This is a genomic window from Microbacterium sp. NPDC056052 (assembly GCF_042266785.1).
Lineage (GTDB): Bacteria > Actinomycetota > Actinomycetes > Actinomycetales > Microbacteriaceae > Microbacterium.
The window spans coordinates 134,794-152,841 of the sequence record NZ_JBHJWV010000002.1; the positions used below are offsets into that span (position 1 = coordinate 134,794).

General features: G+C 72.2%; 20 protein-coding genes. 9 read left to right on the forward strand and 11 right to left on the reverse strand.

Going from position 1 to position 18,048, the window contains the following annotated elements:
- Window positions 1-8 precede the first annotated feature (8 nt).
- The gene (locus ACFC1J_RS04690) at window positions 9-983 is read right to left on the reverse strand and encodes a Cof-type HAD-IIB family hydrolase (RefSeq protein WP_375902967.1); all 975 of its coding nucleotides are present in this window, start codon (window positions 981-983) and stop codon (window positions 9-11) included.
- On the reverse strand, window positions 983-1,828 hold the full coding sequence (locus ACFC1J_RS04695; RefSeq protein WP_375902969.1) for an exodeoxyribonuclease III: 846 nt from the start codon (window positions 1,826-1,828) through the stop codon (window positions 983-985). The genes ACFC1J_RS04690 and ACFC1J_RS04695 overlap by 1 nt, the downstream gene beginning before the upstream one ends.
- Before the next feature lie 166 nt (window positions 1,829-1,994).
- On the opposite strand from ACFC1J_RS04695, the gene ACFC1J_RS04700 reads away from it, so the two are divergent.
- Window positions 1,995-2,522, forward strand: a complete 528-nt coding sequence (locus ACFC1J_RS04700; protein ID WP_375902971.1) for a DUF6611 family protein — start codon at window positions 1,995-1,997, stop codon at window positions 2,520-2,522.
- A gap of 125 nt (window positions 2,523-2,647) precedes the next feature.
- Here ACFC1J_RS04700 and ACFC1J_RS04705 read toward each other — a convergent pair whose 3' ends face one another.
- From ACFC1J_RS04705 to ACFC1J_RS04715, 3 genes are all read right to left on the reverse strand, one after another.
- Window positions 2,648-4,828, reverse strand: coding sequence for a malate synthase G (locus ACFC1J_RS04705; protein ID WP_375902973.1), 2,181 nt, complete (start codon window positions 4,826-4,828; stop codon window positions 2,648-2,650).
- Window positions 4,825-5,256 carry a heme-binding protein gene (locus ACFC1J_RS04710; RefSeq protein ID WP_375902975.1) on the reverse strand — a complete coding sequence of 144 codons (432 nt, stop codon included), beginning with the start codon at window positions 5,254-5,256 and terminating at the stop codon, window positions 4,825-4,827. The genes ACFC1J_RS04705 and ACFC1J_RS04710 overlap by 4 nt, the downstream gene beginning before the upstream one ends.
- Before the next feature lie 128 nt (window positions 5,257-5,384).
- Window positions 5,385-5,927, reverse strand: coding sequence for a YbhB/YbcL family Raf kinase inhibitor-like protein (locus ACFC1J_RS04715; RefSeq protein ID WP_375902977.1), 543 nt, complete (start codon window positions 5,925-5,927; stop codon window positions 5,385-5,387).
- Window positions 5,928-6,045: 118 nt separating this feature from the next.
- Between ACFC1J_RS04715 and pyrE the strand changes: the two genes are divergently transcribed.
- Genes pyrE through ACFC1J_RS04730 form a run of 3 tightly spaced genes read left to right on the forward strand, consistent with a single transcriptional unit; the run spans window position 6,046 to window position 8,782 of the window.
- A complete protein-coding gene (pyrE, locus tag ACFC1J_RS04720; RefSeq protein ID WP_375902979.1) occupies window positions 6,046-6,621 on the forward strand; it encodes an orotate phosphoribosyltransferase in 576 nt (191 codons plus the stop codon).
- Entirely contained in the window at window positions 6,618-7,571 is a 954-nt protein-coding gene (locus ACFC1J_RS04725; RefSeq protein ID WP_375902981.1) for an ROK family protein, read from the forward strand. The genes pyrE and ACFC1J_RS04725 overlap by 4 nt, the downstream gene beginning before the upstream one ends.
- A gap of 2 nt (window positions 7,572-7,573) precedes the next feature.
- Entirely contained in the window at window positions 7,574-8,782 is a 1,209-nt protein-coding gene (locus ACFC1J_RS04730; RefSeq protein ID WP_375903621.1) for an anhydro-N-acetylmuramic acid kinase, read from the forward strand.
- A gap of 50 nt (window positions 8,783-8,832) precedes the next feature.
- Here ACFC1J_RS04730 and ACFC1J_RS04735 read toward each other — a convergent pair whose 3' ends face one another.
- The 5 genes from ACFC1J_RS04735 to ACFC1J_RS04755 form a co-directional block, all read right to left on the reverse strand.
- Window positions 8,833-8,988 carry a hypothetical protein gene (locus tag ACFC1J_RS04735; protein ID WP_375902982.1) on the reverse strand — a complete coding sequence of 52 codons (156 nt, stop codon included), beginning with the start codon at window positions 8,986-8,988 and terminating at the stop codon, window positions 8,833-8,835.
- Window positions 8,985-9,557 (reverse strand): YdeI family protein, encoded by a 573-nt coding sequence (locus tag ACFC1J_RS04740; protein ID WP_375902984.1) that lies wholly within the window; start codon window positions 9,555-9,557, stop codon window positions 8,985-8,987. Before ACFC1J_RS04740 ends, ACFC1J_RS04735 begins: the two co-directional genes overlap by 4 nt.
- A 3-nt stretch (window positions 9,558-9,560) precedes the next feature.
- A complete protein-coding gene (locus tag ACFC1J_RS04745) occupies window positions 9,561-10,391 on the reverse strand; it encodes an HAD-IIA family hydrolase (RefSeq protein WP_375902986.1) in 831 nt (276 codons plus the stop codon).
- A gap of 168 nt (window positions 10,392-10,559) precedes the next feature.
- On the reverse strand, window positions 10,560-11,192 hold the full coding sequence (locus tag ACFC1J_RS04750) for a metal-dependent transcriptional regulator (protein WP_375902988.1): 633 nt from the start codon (window positions 11,190-11,192) through the stop codon (window positions 10,560-10,562).
- 109 nt (window positions 11,193-11,301) lie between these two features.
- Window positions 11,302-11,652, reverse strand: coding sequence for a hypothetical protein (locus ACFC1J_RS04755; protein WP_375902990.1), 351 nt, complete (start codon window positions 11,650-11,652; stop codon window positions 11,302-11,304).
- 173 nt (window positions 11,653-11,825) lie between these two features.
- Between ACFC1J_RS04755 and ACFC1J_RS04760 the strand changes: the two genes are divergently transcribed.
- Window positions 11,826-12,458, forward strand: coding sequence for a DUF1003 domain-containing protein (locus ACFC1J_RS04760; protein WP_375902992.1), 633 nt, complete (start codon window positions 11,826-11,828; stop codon window positions 12,456-12,458).
- 109 nt (window positions 12,459-12,567) lie between these two features.
- Here ACFC1J_RS04760 and ACFC1J_RS04765 read toward each other — a convergent pair whose 3' ends face one another.
- The gene (locus tag ACFC1J_RS04765; RefSeq protein WP_375902994.1) at window positions 12,568-13,857 is read right to left on the reverse strand and encodes an Nramp family divalent metal transporter; all 1,290 of its coding nucleotides are present in this window, start codon (window positions 13,855-13,857) and stop codon (window positions 12,568-12,570) included.
- Window positions 13,858-13,957: 100 nt separating this feature from the next.
- On the opposite strand from ACFC1J_RS04765, the gene ACFC1J_RS04770 reads away from it, so the two are divergent.
- The 4 genes from ACFC1J_RS04770 (at window position 13,958) to ACFC1J_RS04785 (ending at window position 18,031) form a co-directional block, all read left to right on the forward strand.
- The gene (locus ACFC1J_RS04770; protein ID WP_375902996.1) at window positions 13,958-14,623 is read left to right on the forward strand and encodes a TrmH family RNA methyltransferase; all 666 of its coding nucleotides are present in this window, start codon (window positions 13,958-13,960) and stop codon (window positions 14,621-14,623) included.
- 158 nt (window positions 14,624-14,781) lie between these two features.
- Window positions 14,782-16,077, forward strand: a complete 1,296-nt coding sequence (locus tag ACFC1J_RS04775) for a sensor histidine kinase (protein ID WP_375902998.1) — start codon at window positions 14,782-14,784, stop codon at window positions 16,075-16,077.
- Complete coding sequence (locus ACFC1J_RS04780; RefSeq protein WP_375903000.1) at window positions 16,074-16,730, forward strand: response regulator; 657 nt, start codon at window positions 16,074-16,076, stop codon at window positions 16,728-16,730. The genes ACFC1J_RS04775 and ACFC1J_RS04780 overlap by 4 nt, the downstream gene beginning before the upstream one ends.
- A gap of 95 nt (window positions 16,731-16,825) precedes the next feature.
- Window positions 16,826-18,031: a hypothetical protein gene (locus tag ACFC1J_RS04785; RefSeq protein WP_375903002.1), complete on the forward strand. Its 1,206-nt coding sequence runs from the start codon at window positions 16,826-16,828 to the stop codon at window positions 18,029-18,031.
- The last annotated feature ends 17 nt before the right edge of the window (window positions 18,032-18,048 follow it).

An 18,048-nucleotide genomic window follows, 5' to 3' on the forward strand; every position in this document is an offset into this window, starting at 1 on the left:
CGGTCCCGTCAGCCTGCGAGGATCCGCTCTAGCACGACCGCGACGCCGTCCTCGCTGTTCGAGGGGGCGACCTCGTCCGCGGCGGCGAGGGTTTCGGGCTCGGCGTCCGCCATCGCGACGCCCCGGCCGGCCCAGCGCAGCATCTCGACGTCGTTGAGGGCGTCGCCGAACGCGAGGACCTCGCTGCGGTCGATGCCGAGCCGGTCGCACAGGTGCGCGAGCCCAGTGGCCTTGGTGACGCCCTCGGCCATGACCTCGACGAACGGCGCGCCGGACAGGGTGGCCTCGAAGCCGCTCTGGTCCAGGGGGCGCAACGCGGCGAAGATCTCCGCGGGCGGCATCGAGCGGTGACGGATCACGAGCTTCAGGCTCGGCGCGGCCAGCACCTCGGCGAGCGGGACCGCGCCCATCGACGCCGGATCGCGTTTGTGGTCGCCGTGCGCCGCGACCTCGGCATAGCCCTCCTGGGCGACGAAGACCTCACCGGCCTCGCGCACGCTCGCGAACAGCAGCCCGTTGATCCGCGCGCCCAGCTCGCGCGCGATCCGCTGCTGCACCGGCACGGCGATCTCCGTGGCGAACAGTTGCTCGTGCGTGTCGAGGCGGATGCCGTACGCCCCGTTGCCGCACAGGGCCCAGTCATCGAAGCCTGCTTCCGTGGCGATCGCGCGCAGGCCGATCGGCTGTCGCGCGGTCACCGGCACGACGACGATCCCAGCGGCGCGGGCGGCGTCGAGGGCGACGCGGGTGCGTGCGCTCACGCGTCCCGCCGGATCGAGCAGGGTGCCGTCGAGATCCGTCGCGATCAGGCGGATCCGGGATCCGCCGGTGAACTCGCGAGCGTGCGGCGTTTCGTCTCGGTCGCCTTCGGCGTCCTCGCTCAACGACCCCGGGGAGGGGACGCCTTCGGCCGGTCTCTGAGCCTGTCGAACGGCGCTCACCGACCCTGCGGATGCCGCGTCGTCCGAGACGTCCGTGCTCATCAGGCGAAGATCATCGGCATGTCGCCGTCGTCCTCGGCGCCACCGAGCTCGAGGTCGACGACCACCGGCACGTGGTCGCTGGGCTGCTCGCCCTTGCGTTCCTCGCGATGGATCGAGGCGCCCTTGACGGCGTCGGCGAGGGCCGAGGATCCGAGCACGAAGTCGATCCGGATGCCCTCGTTGCGCGGGAACTTGAGACGCTGGTAGTCCCAGTACGTGTAGCCCTCGGGAAGCAGCGGTCGCACGACGTCCTGCACGCCCGCCGACTCCAGCGCGAAGAACGCCGCGCGCTCCTCGGGGGAGACGTGCGTGGACCTTCCGACGACGATGTCCGGATCCCCGTTGTCGTGGTCGAAGGGGATGATGTTGAAGTCCCCGACGAGTGCGAGGGGCAGGCCGGGGGCGGCGGCGAGCTCGGCCGCGGTCGAGGTGCGCAGCGCGTCGAGCCAGTGCAGCTTGTACGCGAGGTGCGGGTCATCGAGCGAGCGGCCGTTGGGCACGTACAGGCTCCAGACGCGCACGCCGTTCACGATCGCGCCGAGCGCCCTGGCCTCGAGCGGCGCATCAGGGCCCTCGTGGCCCTTGGCGAAGCCGGGCATGTCGTCGAAGGACGTGCGCACGTCGGTCATCGGCTCGCGGCTGGCGATCGCGACGCCGTTCCACTGGTTCAGGCCGTGCACCTCGACGTGATAGCCGGCCTCCTCGAACGGCGCGTACGGGAACTGCTCCGGCTTGCACTTGATCTCCTGCATCGCGAGCACGTCGATGTCCTCGCGCACGGCGAACTCGACGGTGCGGGCGACGCGGGTGCGGATGGAGTTGACGTTCCAGGTGGCCAGGCGCATGGATCCAGCCTACGGGCGGGCGACGACATCGCCGGTCGCGGGTCGAAGTCGGCCGCATGCTCGTCCTGGCGCGCACCCGTACGAGAAGCGCAGGGATCCCGGCCGCGCCCGTTTGCGTTCCGTAGGGACAGGATCCGCGTTGCGGACGGCGGCGCAGGGTGGATCCATGGTCATGGAACAGCGGTTCACGCCCTCGGAGCACCGGCATCCGGCGGCGGTCGCACGCCGGCCCCGCCCGCACTGGGGCCACCTGTCGCGGTCGGTCAGTCGGTATGGCGTGGTCTCGAGCGAGCTCGTCATCTACTCGCCGGACGCCGCGGAGCAGGACCGGCGCTGGGCGGAGCTGTCCCGCGTGTTCGGCACGGTCGTCGCCGGAGGCGCGCTGCTCGCCTGGATCGGGTTCGCGGCCGCGGGCGTCTCCCCGCTGATCGCGCTCCTGGCGATCGCGGCGGTCGCGATCCCGGCCGGCGTCGTCCTGGCGCGGAGCACGCGGGCCGTGCGGCATGGCGCGGCCAGGGTCGCGTCCTGCACCTCGGGGCTCCAGCCCGACACCGCGGATCGCGAGGCCCAGCGCCGCCTCGACGCCCTCGCCGATGCCATGCAGCAGGCGAGCGAGGAGTACCGCTCCGGCGAGATGGATCCGGAGCGTTTCCTGCAGGTCTGGCGCGCGACCTACGTCCACGCTCAAGCCTGACGCCGCGCTTCAGTGCGCCCCCATCACCGAGTCGTCCCCATGAGCGCACCCCATGGGGTCCGCTCATGGGGACGACTCGGAAGTGGAGGAGGGCAGACGCGGAGGAGGGCAGACGCGGGGGAGGGTCAGGCGCGGGCGAGCTGCTCGACCTTCTTCTCGCGGCGCAGGCCGTGCAGGAGGGGCTCCGTGTAGCCGCTCGGCTGCGCGGCGCCCTCGGTGATCAGGCGGCGGGCGGCGGTGAAGGCGATGCCGGGGGCGGATCCCTCCGCGAACGCGAGCGGCTCGTAGTTCTCGTCACCCGCGTTCTGCGCGTCGACGACCACTGCCAGGCGGCGGAGGCTGTCGTCGATCTGCGCCTCGGTGATCACGCCGTGCTGCAGCCAGTTCGCCAGCAGCTGGCTCGAGATGCGCAGCGTGGCGCGGTCCTCCATCAGGCCGACGTCGTGGATGTCCGGCACCTTCGAGACGCCGATGCCCTGGTCGATCCAGCGCACCACGTAGCCGAGGATCGACTGCACGTTGTTGTCCACCTCGGTCGCGACGATCTCGGGCGTCAGCGAGCCCTCGGGCGCGAGCGGCGGCACCAGCAGGCGGTCCAGCGCCTCGTCGGAGATCGCGGGCAGCGCGGCCCGCGCGGCGAACGCGTCGACCTGGTGGTAGTGCAGGGCGTGCAGGGTCGCGGCGGTGGGCGACGGCACCCAGGCGGTCGAGGCGCCGGCACGCGGGTGCGCGATCTTCTTCTCGAGCATGTCGTGCATGAGGTCGGGCTCCGCCCACATGCCCTTGCCGATCTGGGCGCGTCCGCTGAGGCCGCTCGCGACGCCGATCGCGACGTTGCGATCCTCGTACGCCTGCATGAACGGCTGCGCCTTGATCCCGGCCTTCGGCAGGAACGGGCCGGCGTGCAGCGAGGTGTGGATCTCGTCGCCGGTGCGGTCGAGGAATCCGGTGTTGATGAAGACCACGCGGTCGCTCGCGGCGGCGATCGAGGCGGCGAGGTTCGCCGACGTGCGGCGCTCCTCGTCCATGATGCCGATCTTCATGGTGCCGGCGGGAAGGCCCAGCAGCTCCTCCACGCGGCCGAACAGCTCGGCGGCGAAGGCGACCTCCTCGGGGCCGTGCATCTTCGGCTTCACGATGTACATGGATCCGGTGCGGGAGTTGGTGCCCTTGTTCGCGCCCTCGAGCTCGGGCATGGATCCGAGAGCGGTCATGATCGCGTCGAGGATCCCCTCGTACACCTCGTCGCCGTCGCGATCGAGCACGGCGGGGGTGCGCATGAGATGTCCGACGTTGCGGACGAACAGCACGGCGCGTCCGGGGAGGGTGGCCTCGCCGCCGTCGGCCGTGCGGTAGACGCGGTCCGCGGCGAGCGAGCGGGTGAACGTCTTGCCGCCTTTGGTGACGGACTCGGTGAGGGTGCCGTCCATGAAGCCGCGCCAGTTGCGGTAGCCGAGCGCCTTGTCGTCTCCGTCGACGGCGGCGACCGAGTCCTCCAGGTCGAGGATCGCGGTCAGCGCGGACTCGAGGACGATGTCCTGCACGCCCGCCGCGTCGGTGCGGCCGATGGCTCCGGTGCGGTCCACCAGGATCTCGGCGTGCAGGCCGTTGTGCACGAGCAGTACGGTCGCGGGCGCGCCGGCGTCGCCCGTATAGCCGACGAAGCGCGCCGGATCCGCGAGACGACGCTCGCCGGACGCGGTCGTCACGACAAGGCCGGCGGCGTCGACGCGGTATCCCGTGGCGTCGCGGTGCGAGCCCTCGGCCAGAGGCGCGATCTCGTCGAGCAGCTCGCGCCCGAAGGACACCACGGCGGCGGCGCGGGCCGGATTGAACGCGGTGCCGGGGGCGAGCTCGCCCGTGCGCTCGATCGCGTCGGTGCCGTAGAGCGCGTCGTACAGGGATCCCCACCGGGCGTTCGCGGCGTTCAGGGCGAAGCGGGCGTTCAACAGAGGCACGACGAGCTGGGGGCCTGCCATCGTGGCGATCTCGGGGTCGACGTTCTCGGTGGTCACGGAGACCTGCTCCGGAACCGGGACCAGATAGCCGATCTCGGTGAGGAAGGCGCGGTAGGCGGCTGGATCCGGCTGTCCCGGGTTCTGGCGGTGGAACTCGTCGATCTGCTGCTGCAGCTCCTCGCGCCGGGCGAGCAGCGCGGCGTTGCGCGGCACCAGGTCGTGCACGATCTCGCTCACACCCGCCCAGAACGCCGTGGCGTCGCGACCGGAATCGGCAAGCGACGCTTCAGCGAACTCGACGATCGGCGCGGCGACCGACAGGTCTGCGCGGGAGAGGTACGAGGTCATAGTTCCATTCCTTCTGTGCGGGCGCCGAGGCGCTTGAGGGTCTCCAGGGCGATCTCCGCGTCGAGCGCGGGAGGGCCGCCGGCGATGCCGAGGCCGCCGACGTGGTGCTCGCCGAAGAAGATCGGCACGCCCCCGTCGATCGTGGTCATGGCGCCGCCCGTGCCGAGGGGCAGGGTCGCGGAGAGCGCCTCGGCGATCTGTCCGGTGCGGCGGCGGATCGACGCGCTGCTCTTGGCCTTGCGCTGAGACGTGTCGGCGCTGTGCGGGGTCGAGCCGTCGGCCATGCCGTAGGCGATGAGCGTCATCGACGGATCCGCGACGGAGGCCACGGTGGGCAGGCCGCGCTCTGCGCCGATCTCGAGGGCGAGGGCCACGGCACGGGCGGCCGTCTCGTACGTGATCGTGACGGTCTGTCGGTGCGTGGACATCGGTGTCCTCCCTCGGCGTGATTTATCTCGATATCGAGATGACCTTCGCGAGGAGATTATCATAATGCGAAGCTTAAGTTCCACATGTCGAAAGAAAGCGACGAGAATCGGTGTCCCATCCGGTCCGCTCAGTGCTCCGAGGGATCCGCCGTCCCGACCAGGATCCCGCGCGCGAGCACGTGGAAGTGCCGGTTGAAGCCGAGGTAGGCGGGCGTCTCGCCGCCGTCCAGGTCGATCTCCTCGATGTCGAGCGCGTCGACTGTGATGACGTAGCGGTGCACGCCGGTGCCGGCGGGCGGAGCGGCGCCGATGTAGCGCGGCACCCGGGCTTCGTTCGGCAGCGTGATCGCCTGGGCGGGGAGGGATCCGGGTTCGCCGTCGCCCGCGCCCGCGGGCAGCGAGCGCACGTCGGCGGGGATGTTCGCGACGGCCCAGTGCCAGAAGCCGGATCCGGTCGGGGCGTCCGGATCGTAGATCGAGAGGGCGAAGCTCTTCGTACCGGCCGGCGGCTCGCCCCAGATCAGCGCGGGGGAGCGGTCGTCCCCGCCGCGGGACTCCGACCAGGCCCAGACCGGCAGCGGCCCGTTCGCGTCGAAGTCGGGGCTGGAGAGCTCCAGTGGGGGCACCGGCTTCAGCCGGGCGAGGGCGGCGTAGGTGTCGACATCGAGCATGCAGGACCTCCTCGTGAGCGCGGATACGGCCACTCTAGGCCGCGCATCCGCGGCTGTCGCCTGTCATGCGGCCGACCGTCTCCGCTCAGGCCGGGAGGGCGCGCCCTAGACTTGAGCCGTGACGCTCAGCACCCCCGAACTCGAAGCCGACCGCCAGGCCCTCATCGCCCTGATCAAGGACGAGGCGGTGTTCCACGGACACTTCACTCTGGCCAGCGGCAAGCAGGCGACCTACTACGTCGACATGCGCCGGCTCACGCTCGACCACAGGGCCGCGCCGGCGATCGGCCGCATCGTGCTCGACCTCATGCAGGGCCTCGACGGCATCGCCGCCGTCGGCGGTCTCACCCTGGGGGCGGACCCGATCGCGAACGCCGTCATGCACGAGTCCGTGCGCGCCGGATCCCCGGTCGACGCCTTCGTGGTGCGCAAGGAGCCCAAGGATCACGGTCGCGGACGCCAGATCGAGGGTGCCGACGTCACGGGCAAGCGCGTGGTCGTCGTCGAGGACACCTCGACCACGGGCGGATCCCCGCTCAAGGCCGTCGAGGTGCTGCGCGCCGCCGGCGCCGAGCCGGTCGCCGTGATCTCGATCGTCGACCGCAAGACCGGTGCGCAGGCCGCGATCGAGGCCGCGGGCCTGCTGTGGCTCGCCGCGATCGATCTCGAAGACCTCGGGCTCGACCCGCAGTGACCGCCGCGACGACCGGCGCTGCGGCCGGCGAGAGCACCGCAACCGAGGACCGCCGGGTCGCGCTCGCGGTCGACGTGGGCGGGACCAAGCTCGAGGCCGCCCTGGTGCGCGCCGACGGGACCGTCGTCGACGGCACGCGCAGCCGCCGCCCGACCGGACCCGACGCGACCTTCGACTCGCTGCGCACGGCGATCGGCGAGGTCGTCGCCTTCGCGCTCGCCGGACGCGCGTCGGAGGACGAGCTGGTCGGCGCCGGAATCGGCAGCGCCGGTCCGGTGGACCGCGAGCAGGGCGCGATCGTCCCGGTGAACATGCCCGCCGCGCGCGGCTTCGGGCTGCGCGACGCCGTGCGGTCCGCCGCCGAGGCCGCGCACGGGGCTCCCGTCGAGACGGTGCTCGCGCACGACGGCGGCTGCCTCGCGCTCGCCGAGGCCCGGTACGGGGCGACGCGCGGCGCCGCGGCGTCGCTCTCGATCGTGGTGTCGACCGGGGTCGGCGGCGGTTTCGTCGTGGACGGCCACTACCTGCCCGGATCCTCGGGCAACGCCGGCCATCTCGGCCAGGTGCACGCGACGCCGGAGCTCACGGTCGAACAGGTCGCCTCCGGTCCCGCGAGCGTGGCCTGGGCGCGCACGCAGGGATGGACCGGGCAGCAGGGCGAGGACCTGGCTCGCGACGCGAAGGCGGGCGACACGGTCGCGCGCGCCGCGATCGAGCGCTCCGCCCGCACGGTGGGCGCGGCGCTCGCCGATGCTTCGACCCTCGTGGATCTGGAGGTCGTCGCGATCGGCGGCGGATTCTCCCGCGTCGCCGAGGACTACATCGACCTCGTGCAGGCGGCGCTCGCCGAGAGCGCGCAGCACGACTACTCCCGTCGCACGCGCGTCGTGCGCTCCGGGCTCGGCGACGAGGGCCCGCTCATCGGGGCCGCGGCGCTCGTGCTGCAGTGACGATGCGCGTCCTCGGTCTGCAGTCCGGCACGTCCCACGACGGGATCGACGCCGCCGTCGTGGAATTCCGCATCGACGAGCAGCCGCACGGCGTGGCCCCGCACAGCGCGGCCCCGCACGGCGTCGCGCTGCGGGGGACCGTGCTGCACACGGCCGAGACCCCGTATGCGCCGGAGCTGCGCGCCCGTCTCGTCGCCGCGCTGCCTCCCGCCGCGACGACGCTCGCCGAGGTGTGCGAGCTCGACACCCTGATCGGCCAGGCGTTCGCCGAGGCCGCGGCCGCGGCGGCGGACGCGGTGGGCGGCGTGGACGCCGTGTGCTCGCACGGGCAGACCGTCTTCCATTGGATCGAGGAGGGCCGCGCGCGCGGCACGCTGCAGATCGGCCAGCCCGCGTGGATCGCCGAGCGCACGGGCGCTCCGGTCGTCTCCGACATGCGGATCCGCGACATCGCCGCGGGAGGCCAGGGCGCGCCGCTCGTCTCGCTCCTCGACGACCTCCTGCTGCGGAACGCCCTGTCCGAGGGCGGCGTGGCGGCCGCGCTGAACCTGGGCGGCATCGCCAACGTGACCGTGGTCGGATCCGGGCCGGTGCTCGGCTACGACATCGGCCCGGCGAACGCGCTCATCGACGCAGTGATCCAGGACCGAGGGCTCGACGAGCGCGGCTACGACGCCGACGGACGGATCGCCGCGGCCGGCCGGGTCGACGAGCACCTCCTCGCCGCGCTCCTGGACGATCCGTACTATGCGCTGCCGGCGCCGAAGAGCACGGGCAAGGAGCACTTCCACCTCGCGTACGTGCGGGACCACGTCGCTGCGCAGGGCCGCGGCATCGCCGACGCCGACCTCGTGCGCACGCTCACCGAGCTCACGGTGCGGACGGTCGCGCGCGACATCGCCGCACGGGGCGTGGCCTTTCTCGCTGTGTCCGGCGGCGGGGCGCACAACCCGGTCGTCATGGACGGTCTGCGTGCGGCGCTCGACGGCGTCGAGGTCGTGCCGGCCGATGCGCTGGGCGCGCCCGCCGATGCCAAGGAGGCGATCCTGTTCGCGCTCATCGGCTGGTGCACCCTGAACGGCGTCCCCGCCGTCCTGCCCGGCGCGACCGGCGCGAGCGCGCCGCGGATCCTCGGCACGATCACGCCCGGATCCGGCCCGCTCCGGCTGCCGGAGCCCGTCGCCGGGATCGCGTCGCTCACGCTGGACTGAGGGTCAGCGGTCCCGGCGCCCGAGGGGCGACGGTCGCTTCCGGCCGTGGATCAGCGGTCCCGCTCGTCCTCGTCCCAGGGGCCTTCCCACCACGGGCCACGGCCGTCCTCGCGGCGGCGCCGGCTGAGCACGATCTGCACGATCCACGCGGCCAGCGTGCCGAGCGCGATGACGGCGGCGACCCAGATGATCGGATTCGAGGTCATGGGCGCTTCCCCTCCGCCGCATCGGCGACGATCTTCGCGATCCGCGCGGCCCTGGTCTCGGCCCGCTTCGCCATCGCGATCTGCGTCAGGCCGACCTTCTTCGCCGACGGCGGGAAGGCGTCCCACCCCGCGCGGCCGGCGGGGGATTCCGCGAGCGCGGCCGTGAGGTCGTCGGGCTCTATCCCGGCCTCGGGGCCGTCGAGCACGGTCCACGCGCCGTTGGCCTTGGCGATCTCGATCGCGCGGATGCCCGCGGGCTCGAGCAGCCCCGCGTCCTCGAGCAGCGCGATCCTGGCCTTGTTCGTCGCGGCCCAGCCGCTGGACGCACGACGGGGCGCGAACCACAGGCCGCCGACGCGCTCGTCGAAGCTGCGCACCGGCCCGTCGATCCAGCCGAAGCACAGTGCTTGCAGGATCGCCTCCTCGTAGCCGACGTGCACGTCGTCGTTGCCGGGACGAGGCCGCACCAGCCAGGCGCCGGTCACGGTCGCGTGGTTCTCGATCAGCCAGGCGCGCCAGGTCGCCGCGTCGGCGGCCGTGATCCGCACGCCCTCGTCGAGTGCGCCCATCGGTCAGTCCTTCGTCGCCTTCGGCGCCTTCTGCGGGATCGTCCTGATCGTGTCGGTGATGCGGGGGAGCAGGTCGGCGACCGACTGCACGACCTCATCCGGCCGGAACGGATACTTCTCGATCTCGGCGGTGTCGCTGATGCCGGTGAGCACGAGGATCGTGTGCAGACCCGCCTCGATACCCGCGATCACATCGGTGTCCATGCGATCGCCGATCATGCCGGTGCGCTTGGAGTGCGCGCCGATCTTGTTGAGCGCCGACCGGAACATCATCGGGTTCGGCTTTCCGACCACATACGGATCCTTGCCGGTCGCCTTCGTGATGAGGGCGGCGATCGCGCCGGTCGCGGGCAGCGGACCGTCGGCGCTGGGCCCCGTGGCATCGGGGTTGGTGACGATGAACCGCGCACCGTCGTTGATCAGGCGGATCGCCTTGGTGATCGCCTCGAAGGAGTAGTTGCGGGTCTCGCCGACGACGACGAAGTCGGGGTTCGTCTCGGTCATGATGAACCCGGCCTCGTGCAGCGCGGTGAGGATCCCGGCCTCCCCGATCACGAACGCGGATCCGCCCGGCAGCTGCTGCTTCAGGAAGTCGGCGGTCGCGAGCGCGGAGGTCCAGATCCGATCCTCCGGCACGTTCAGGCCGCTCGCGCGCAGGCGAGCGGACAGATCGCGTGCGGTGAAGATCGAGTTGTTCGTGAGTACGAGGTAGGGGATCCCGCTGCTCTCCCAGCCGCCGAGCAGCTCGGACGCTCCGGGGATGGCATCGTTCTCATGGACCAGGACACCGTCCATGTCGGTCAGCCAGCATTCGATGTCATCGCGTTGTGCCATGCGCTCAGCCTAGGACCGTCGGGTTACGGGCGGATGACGACGGGTCACGGTACCCCGTTCAGGTCGGATTCGCGCCAGAACCCCGAATCCGGCCATGTTCACGCCATCATGTGAGATCCGTCCTGAGAACGGTCCGCGTCGGCTAGCTGCCGCCGACCGGTGACGGCGTCAGGCCGACAGCCAGACCACCTCGGCCGCGGCATCGGGGAGCGCGACGTCGGTGCGATCGATCCGCAGACCGCCCGGGATCACGACGACGTCGCCGCCGATCGCCAGTCCCGCGGACTCCAGGGTGCGCAGCAGCTCGGGATCCCGGTCGTCCACACGCAGGACGCGGCCCGCGTGCCCGGCCACGGCGTCGGCGAGCACCACGAAGGGCTCGCGATCGATGCGTCCGGCGGGGTCGGGGATCGCGTCACCGTGCGGGTCGAAGCGGGGGCGGCCCAGTCGGGCGTCGATGCCCTCGAGCAGGCGGTCGCTGATGGTGTGCTCGAGCACCTCGGCCTCGTCGTGCACCTCGTCCCACGCGTAGTCGAACTCGCGTACGAGCCAGGTCTCGATGAGGCGGTGCCGGCGGATGATCGCGAGCGCGCGCTGCTCGCCGTCATCGGTCAGGCGGACGGCGCCGTAGGGCACGTGCGAGACGAGGCCTGCCGCGGCGAGCTTCTTCACCATCTCGGTGACGCTGGACGGGGCGATGCCGAGCTTCGCGGCGAGCTGCGACGGCGTGATCGGCGTCGGCTGCCATTCGGTGTGCGCGAACACCGTCTTCAGGTAGTCGTCGGCCGCAGGGGATGCCACCCGTCCACCCTAACCGCCGCCGCCCCCTTCCCACCTTCGCGTCGTCCCGATGAGCGCACGCTATGGAGTCCGCTCACGGGGACGACGCGGAAGATAGGGGGCGGCGGAGTCAGGATGCGACGGCCGAGAGCACCGCGAATGCGGCCTGGCCGGCGAAGAACATGATCCCGAAACCGGCGAGAGCGCCGATCAGGGAGAGTCGGCCGTCGAAGCCCTCGACGCCGCGCATGCCGATCGCGCGGGCTCGGAACGACAGGATCAGGGTCAGTGCGCCGAGCGCGAGCTGCACCCACGGGCCGCCCGCCGGCAGCAGCCTCGGCAGGGCGAGGAGCAGGATCCCCAGGGCGGCGGTGACGAGCGAGGCCCACGTGCAGATGCGCACGGCCCGGCGCGCGGACGCCTGCGCTTCAGCCTTCTCTGCGGCGCGCTGCGCGGCGGACGGGCGGCGGGATCTGGCCATCCCCCGAGCCTACCCGCGGCGGCTGCGGCTCCCGTCAGACCGGGGTCATCCGTCCGATGGATCCCGCACCGGCCCCCGCACGTCGCGGCGCCAGCGAGTCGTCGGGGCGTCGACGGGCGACGCGGGAGACTGGATCAGGTCCGGCGATGGCGTCGGGCGCGGGGGAGCAGAGCATGCCGAGGGAGAAGGCGATGTCGATCGAGGATCTCAATACGTTCCTCAGGCAGCTGCCGGAGGGAAGCGCGCGACCGCTGCCCGACAGCACCTGGCACGAGCAGGCGAAGGAGCGGCTCACGCTCGGCGAGCGCTCCGCCGATCGCCTCCGCAACGGGATGGGCAGCTGGGCCTTCGTCGGCGTGTTCATGCTGTTCATGGCGGTCTGGTGGGTGCTCAATCTGACCAGAACCACGGCGTGGGATCCGTATCCGTTCATCCTGCTGAACCTGTTCCTCAGCATGCTTGCGGGGCTGCAGGGGGCGATCCTGCTCATCGCCGCGAAGCGTCAGGACGCGATCTCGGCGGCTCTCGCACAGCACGACTTCGATACCAACGTCGCGGCGAAGATCGACATCGAGGCGCTGCTGGAGATCAACCGGCGCCAGCTCGAGATGATCGCGGAGTTGCAGGGGGTCGCACGGGCCCTGGTTCCTGCCGCCGCCGACAGCACCGGTGCGCCGGGCGTCGACGCGCAGGATGTCGCGACGGAGGTCGCCGCCGCGAAGGACAGCGCACGGGCTGCCGACACGAGTGCCGAGTTCCGGGCCGAGGCACAAGACGGGAAGGCGGCCCCTTCGCCCGAGCGATAGCGGCGACCTGCCGACCGCGAGACTCCAACTGGGCGACGAGACTGCGGTCCTGGTGCGCAGTCTCGTCGCGGAGTTGCAGTCTCGCGGTCAGGCTCCGGTCAGGACGCGGTCAGGCTCCGGTCAGGAGCAGCCAGAGCAGCACGGCGTTGAGCGCGATCAGCAGCGCGGCGGCGGCGACGCCTGCGATCGTGGTCCACAGTCGGTTCGCGTGGCGCCCGAGCGTGCGCTGCTGAGCGGTGAGGGACACGAGAGGGATGAGGGCGAACGGGATCCCGAACGACAGCGCCACCTGACTGAGCACGAGGGCGAAGGTGGGATCCACGCCGAGCCCGAGGATGAGCAGCGCCGGGATCAGGGTGATCAGGCGCCGCACCGGCATCGCGATGCGCACGCGCAGCAGCCCGTGCATGATCTCCGCGCCCGCGTAGGCGCCGACTGCGGTCGACGCGAGGCCCGATGCCAGCAGGCCGACGGCGAAAAGCGTTCCGATGAGCGGACCGAGCTGTGCGCTGATCGCGGCGTGCGCGCCCTCGAGGGAGTCGGTGCCGTCCACGCCGGGCAGCGTCGCCGCGGCGAGCAGCAGCATGCCCAGGTTCACCGCACCGGCGACGACCATCGCGAGCGTGACGTCCCACCGGGTGGCGGTGAGCAGCCGTGCGATCGGTGTGCGCCTGGCGGGCTCGGGGTCCCCGCCGGGGTGCACCGGAGCGGATCCGAATCGGTCCCTGGCGAGAGCGGAGTGCGCGTAGATCGCGTGCGGCATGATCGTCGCGCCCAGGATCGAGGCCGCGAGCAGCACGGATCCGGAATCCGTGAACCGCGGCGTCAGCCCGCCGAGGGCGGCCGCCGGATCCGGCGGGGCGACGAGCAATCCGGCGAGGAACCCGACGGTGACGACGGCGAGCAGGCCGATCACGACGAACTCGAACGGCCGCGCGCCGCGACGCCCCTGCACCGCGAGCAGGACCATCGAGACCGCGCCCGTGATGAAGCCGCCGAGCAGCAGCGGGATCCCGAACAGCAGCTGCAGCGCGATCGCGCCGCCGATCACCTCGGCGATGTCGGTCGCCATCGCGACGAGCTCGGCCTGCAGCCAGTACGCACGGCGCGCGAACCGGTGCTTCAGCCGGTCGCCGAGCAGCTCGGGCAGACTGCGCCCCGTGACGACGCCGAGCTTCGCGGACAGGTACTGCACGAGCCACGCGATCACGTTGGCCACGACGACGACCCACACCAGCAGGTAGCCGTAGCCCGCGCCCGCGGTCATGTTGCTGGCGACGTTGCCCGGATCCACATACGCGACCCCGGCCACCAGCGCAGGCCCGAGCAGCGCGACGCCGCGAACCGGGCCCGGGGCGTCGGAGCGCGGAGGTGCGATGGTCACCGTAGTTTTAGGCACACCGAAAACCTACCCTATTTTTAGGGACACCGAAATATCTGATGTCAGGCGAGGGGCTGGGTGGACCGTCGGGGCGCGCTCCCGCGGCTACGCTGGCGGGATGCAGGATCCGGCGCCCGAGAGCGAATCAGCCACGACGGCGAAGGATCCGGCGGAGCCGGTCGAACACGGCGTCGGTCCGTGGCCGGGCGGCCCCGACGCGTGGCCCGCGGGGGAGCGCTTCGATCCCGACCTGCTCGCCCACGGCGACCGGCGCAACGTGATCGATGCGTACCGCTACTGGCGCATGGAGGCGATCGTCGCCGACCTCGACTCCCGGCGGCACGCGTTCCACGTGGCGATCGAGAACTGGCAGCACGATATGAACATCGGCTCGATCGTGCGCAGCGCCAACGCGTTCCTCGCCGACACCGTGCACATCATCGGGCGGCGGCGCTGGAACCGCCGTGGCGCGATGGTCACCGACCGCTACCAGCACGTCGTGCACCACGAGACGGTGCAGGAGTTCACCGCCTGGGCCGAGGCCGAGGGCATTCCGATCATCGCCGTGGACAACCTCGACGGCGCGGTCCCGGTGGATCGCGCGGAGCTGCCGGAGCGCTGCGTGCTGCTCTTCGGCGCCGAGGGTCCAGGCATGTCGGACGAGGCGCTCGCCGCGGCGTCCGGGCACGTCGAGATCACGCAGTACGGATCCACCCGCTCGATCAACGCCGGCGCCGCGGCGGCCGTGATCATGTACGAGTGGTGCCGGAGGCACGCCGGCTGACGCCGCAGCGCCGCGAGGCAGCGACGCCGTGACGCTGTGACGTCGGCTGACTCCGTGACGCCGGCGACCCGCGGTTCAGCACCCCTCGATCCAGAAGGCGCACACGGGTCACCCGCACGGGTGAGGACGCGCGCGCGACCGCATGCCAGCATGGGGACGTGCGGACAGGGAAGGCGCGGAGCGGCGTGCGCGGCGACAGTGCCTCGCTGATCGTGGCGCTGGCGGCCCTCGTCGTGCTGCTGCCGATCAGTCTCGCCTCGCTCGCGTGGTCGACCCCGCACCCCGCGCTGCCGGCCGTGGTCGGTCTCGCCCTCGGCTTCACGGCGCTGCACGGCGCCTCGTTGCTGTCGGTACGGCGCCCGGTCGCGGGCTTCCTCGTCGCGAGCGCGGTGATGCTGCTCCTGGTGCTGATCCCCGCGGCGCGCGAGGCCTCCGCGGTCATGCACCCGTCGGCGGTCGCGTATCTGCTGTGCCTCGCCCAGGTCGCCGCACGCGAGCGGGTGCAGCTCTCCGTCGTCGCCCTGGGCGTGGGGCTCGCGGGCGCCGGGTTGATCTCGCTCGCGGAGCCGACGTTCGGGTCCGCGGCGGGCATCGACGTCGCATTGCTGCGGCTCGGTGCCTTCCTCGGGCTCGCGGCCAGTGCGACCGCCGCGTGGGCGTGCGGTCTGCTAGTGCGCTTCGCGACGAGCCGCGCCGAGGAGCGCACCGCGGTGCACGTGCGGCAGGCGATCGCGGATGAGCGGATGCGCATCAGCGGCGAGCTGCACGATGTCGTCGCGCACGCGATGACGGTCATGATCGCGCAGTCCGAGGTGGCGCGGGCGCTCGTTCGAGAGCGTCCGGAGGTCAGCGAGCGCGCCCTCGGCGTGGTCGTGGACACGGGGCGCGACGCGCTGCGCGGCATGCGCGCGATCGTCGCCGCCGAGGGCGACGCCCCGAAGGAGCCGTTGCCGACGGCGGAGTCGCTGGCCGAGTTGGTCGCCTCGGTGCGCAGTCCCGCCTGCGCGACCCGGCTCGTGGAGACCGGAAGGCGTCGCGCACTGGCGTCCACATCGGCGCTCGCGCTGCACCGCGCGGTGCGCGAGGGGCTCACGAATGCCATGCGGCACACGCTGCCGCCCGTGCGCATCGAGGTGCGCCTCGCCTGGACCGAGGAGCGGGTGGTCGTCGAGGTCGAGGATGACGGCGGATCCGGGCACAGCGGATCCGACCTCGGTTCCGGGACCGGGCTGGTGAGCCTCGGCGAGCGGATCCGGCTGGCGGGCGGGTCGCTCGCGTCGGGAGCGGTGGGCACAGCGAACCCGGGATCGGCCTCGTTCGGGGCAGCGGGATCGCACGGCTGGCTGCTGCGGGCCGAGCTGCCGGTGCTGCCGATGCCGCCGGAGGAGACGGGCGCCGCGAGAGGCGAGGCTGCTCCTGGCGCGCGTTCGGCGGACGAGGGGGAGGGCGCATGACGATCCGGGTGCTGCTCGTGGACGATCAGGAGCTGTTCCGCGAGGCGGTCGCGATCATGCTCTCCCGGGATCCGCGCATCGCCGAGGTCGCCACCGCGGCCGATGCGCACGGAGGCATCGCGCACGTGCGCGGTCACGCCGTCGACGTCGTGCTGATGGACATCCGCATGCCGGGGATGGACGGCATCGCCGCCACCAGGGAGATCCTGCGGCTGAAGCCGGAGATCCGCATACTCATGCTCACGACGTTCGACCTCGACCAGTACGTCGTCGAGGCGATCCGCGAGGGGGCGAGCGGGTTCCTCACGAAGGACGCCACCCCGCAGGACCTCGCCGACGCGGTCGTCGCGGCTGCTGCGGGGGACGCGGCCATGTCGCCGCGCGCGACGGCGGCACTGCTCGGCTTCGTGCGGGAGGCCGGGCCCTCCGCCGATCCCGACGCGGCGCTCGCGCCGCTCAGCGGCCGGGAGCGCGAGGTCGCGCAGGCCCTCGCGAGCGGTGCGTCGAACGACGACATCGCGCGAGCCATGTTCCTCAGCGAGAACACCGTGAAGACGCACGTGAAGGCGATCCTCGCGAAGCTCGGACTCGCAGACCGCCTGCACGTCGTGATCTGGGCCTACGAGAACGGCGTCCGCCGCCCCGGTCGGTAGGGGCGCCTGCGTGCCGCGGATCATCCCTGCGGGTGATCCGGAACCGTCCTCGGGGGCGACGCGAAGAGCGGATCCGGATCCGTAGCGTTCGGGGCATGAGAAACAGAACGCGTGTCGTGCTGCTGATCGTCGGCCTTGCGCTCGGGGCGGTCGTCGCCCTTCTCGGCGCGATCGGACTCCTCGTGCCCGGCATCGTCCCCGCCGGAGCGGCCGCGAGTCTCGTGGCCACCATCGTCGGGGCGCCCATGGCCGCGGCGGTGGCGATCGCCGCGGGGCTCGCCGCGGTGGCCGTCGGGGTGCTCGGGCTGCGTGGACAGCGAGGCGGTGGTGTCGCCGGAGGCGTGGTCGGCGCCCCGTCGGGCGGGTTGCGCATCGCCGCGGTGATCGTGGCGCTGCTGGTGGCGGCACTGATCCCCGGAGGGATCATCCCGGTCGCCGGGTACTCGTTCGTGCTGGTGGTGGCGGGGCTGGTCGTCGTGGGACTGGTGCTGCTGACCGTGCGGCGGCCCGTGATCGGCGTCGTCGGGATCGCGCTCATCGCCGGCGTCGTCGTGATCGCGGCGCTCCGGCTGCCGTTGACGACGTTCGCGCCCCGCGTGCTGGAGGCGCTCGCTCCGCGGCTCGGCGAGCTCGCGGTCTCCTTCGCGCACCTCGTCGCCGCGGGTGCGCTCGCCGCGTGGGCGATCGGCGAGCCCGCGGTGCGGGGCCGGTTCGCCGCGGGCGTGCTGCGGCATCGGCGGGCGATCACCGTCGCGGCGGCGCTGTGCGCGCTGCCGTACGTGTTCTGCCGTCTCACGTGGCTGACACCCTGGCCGCTGTTCGCGCCGACGGGCGCTCTGGCGCCGGATATCCTCATGGTGGGACTGCTGCTCGGCGGGGCGATGCTCGCGGCGGGGCTGCTCACGCTCGCCCTGTGCCTGCCGTGGGCGGACCGCTTCCCGCAGTGGATGGGCGGCATCGGGGGGCGTCCGGTTCCCGTCGGGCTCACGGTGGTCGCGGCGTCGTTCGTGGCGGTGATGTTCACGGTGGGAGGTGTGGATCTGGTGCGCGTCGTCACGACGAGCGGCGGTGCGCTGGCCGTGGGCGTGCTGGAGCTGCTGCTCGTGCTGCCGTTCTGGCTGTGGGGGCCGCTTCTCGGGTTCGCCGCCTGGGGCTATGCGATGCATCGCGGACGCCCCGACGAGCGGCCCGCGGTGCCCCGTGCGATCGGCGACCGCGGGCTGTCCGACACCGTGCGGGCGCGGGCGACGGCGGAGCTCGACGCGATCGAGGAGCGCGAGGTGCATCGCAGCGGGCGCTGATCGCGGGCGAGGCCGGC

What these genes read in the sequence shown, in the direction of transcription:
- ACFC1J_RS04710 (WP_375902975.1), bottom strand. Translation starts at nt 5,256, where the DNA reads ATGTCCACGCACCGACAGACCGTCACGATCACGTACGAGACGGCCGCC.
- ACFC1J_RS04735 (WP_375902982.1), bottom strand. Translation starts at nt 8,988, where the DNA reads ATGACCTCGAATCCGATCATCTGGGTCGCCGCCGTCATCGCGCTCGGC.
- ACFC1J_RS04745 (WP_375902986.1), bottom strand. Translation starts at nt 10,391, where the DNA reads ATGGCACAACGCGATGACATCGAATGCTGGCTGACCGACATGGACGGT.
- ACFC1J_RS04730 (WP_375903621.1), top strand. Translation starts at nt 7,574, where the DNA reads ATGCGCGTCCTCGGTCTGCAGTCCGGCACGTCCCACGACGGGATCGAC.
- ACFC1J_RS04785 (WP_375903002.1), top strand. Translation starts at nt 16,826, where the DNA reads ATGAGAAACAGAACGCGTGTCGTGCTGCTGATCGTCGGCCTTGCGCTC.
- ACFC1J_RS04755 (WP_375902990.1), bottom strand. Translation starts at nt 11,652, where the DNA reads ATGGCCAGATCCCGCCGCCCGTCCGCCGCGCAGCGCGCCGCAGAGAAG.
- ACFC1J_RS04695 (WP_375902969.1), bottom strand. Translation starts at nt 1,828, where the DNA reads ATGCGCCTGGCCACCTGGAACGTCAACTCCATCCGCACCCGCGTCGCC.
- ACFC1J_RS04690 (WP_375902967.1), bottom strand. Translation starts at nt 983, where the DNA reads ATGAGCACGGACGTCTCGGACGACGCGGCATCCGCAGGGTCGGTGAGC.
- ACFC1J_RS04715 (WP_375902977.1), bottom strand. Translation starts at nt 5,927, where the DNA reads ATGCTCGATGTCGACACCTACGCCGCCCTCGCCCGGCTGAAGCCGGTG.
- ACFC1J_RS04780 (WP_375903000.1), top strand. Translation starts at nt 16,074, where the DNA reads ATGACGATCCGGGTGCTGCTCGTGGACGATCAGGAGCTGTTCCGCGAG.
- ACFC1J_RS04700 (WP_375902971.1), top strand. Translation starts at nt 1,995, where the DNA reads ATGGTCATGGAACAGCGGTTCACGCCCTCGGAGCACCGGCATCCGGCG.
- ACFC1J_RS04740 (WP_375902984.1), bottom strand. Translation starts at nt 9,557, where the DNA reads ATGGGCGCACTCGACGAGGGCGTGCGGATCACGGCCGCCGACGCGGCG.
- ACFC1J_RS04760 (WP_375902992.1), top strand. Translation starts at nt 11,826, where the DNA reads ATGCCGAGGGAGAAGGCGATGTCGATCGAGGATCTCAATACGTTCCTC.
- ACFC1J_RS04770 (WP_375902996.1), top strand. Translation starts at nt 13,958, where the DNA reads ATGCAGGATCCGGCGCCCGAGAGCGAATCAGCCACGACGGCGAAGGAT.
- ACFC1J_RS04705 (WP_375902973.1), bottom strand. Translation starts at nt 4,828, where the DNA reads ATGACCTCGTACCTCTCCCGCGCAGACCTGTCGGTCGCCGCGCCGATC.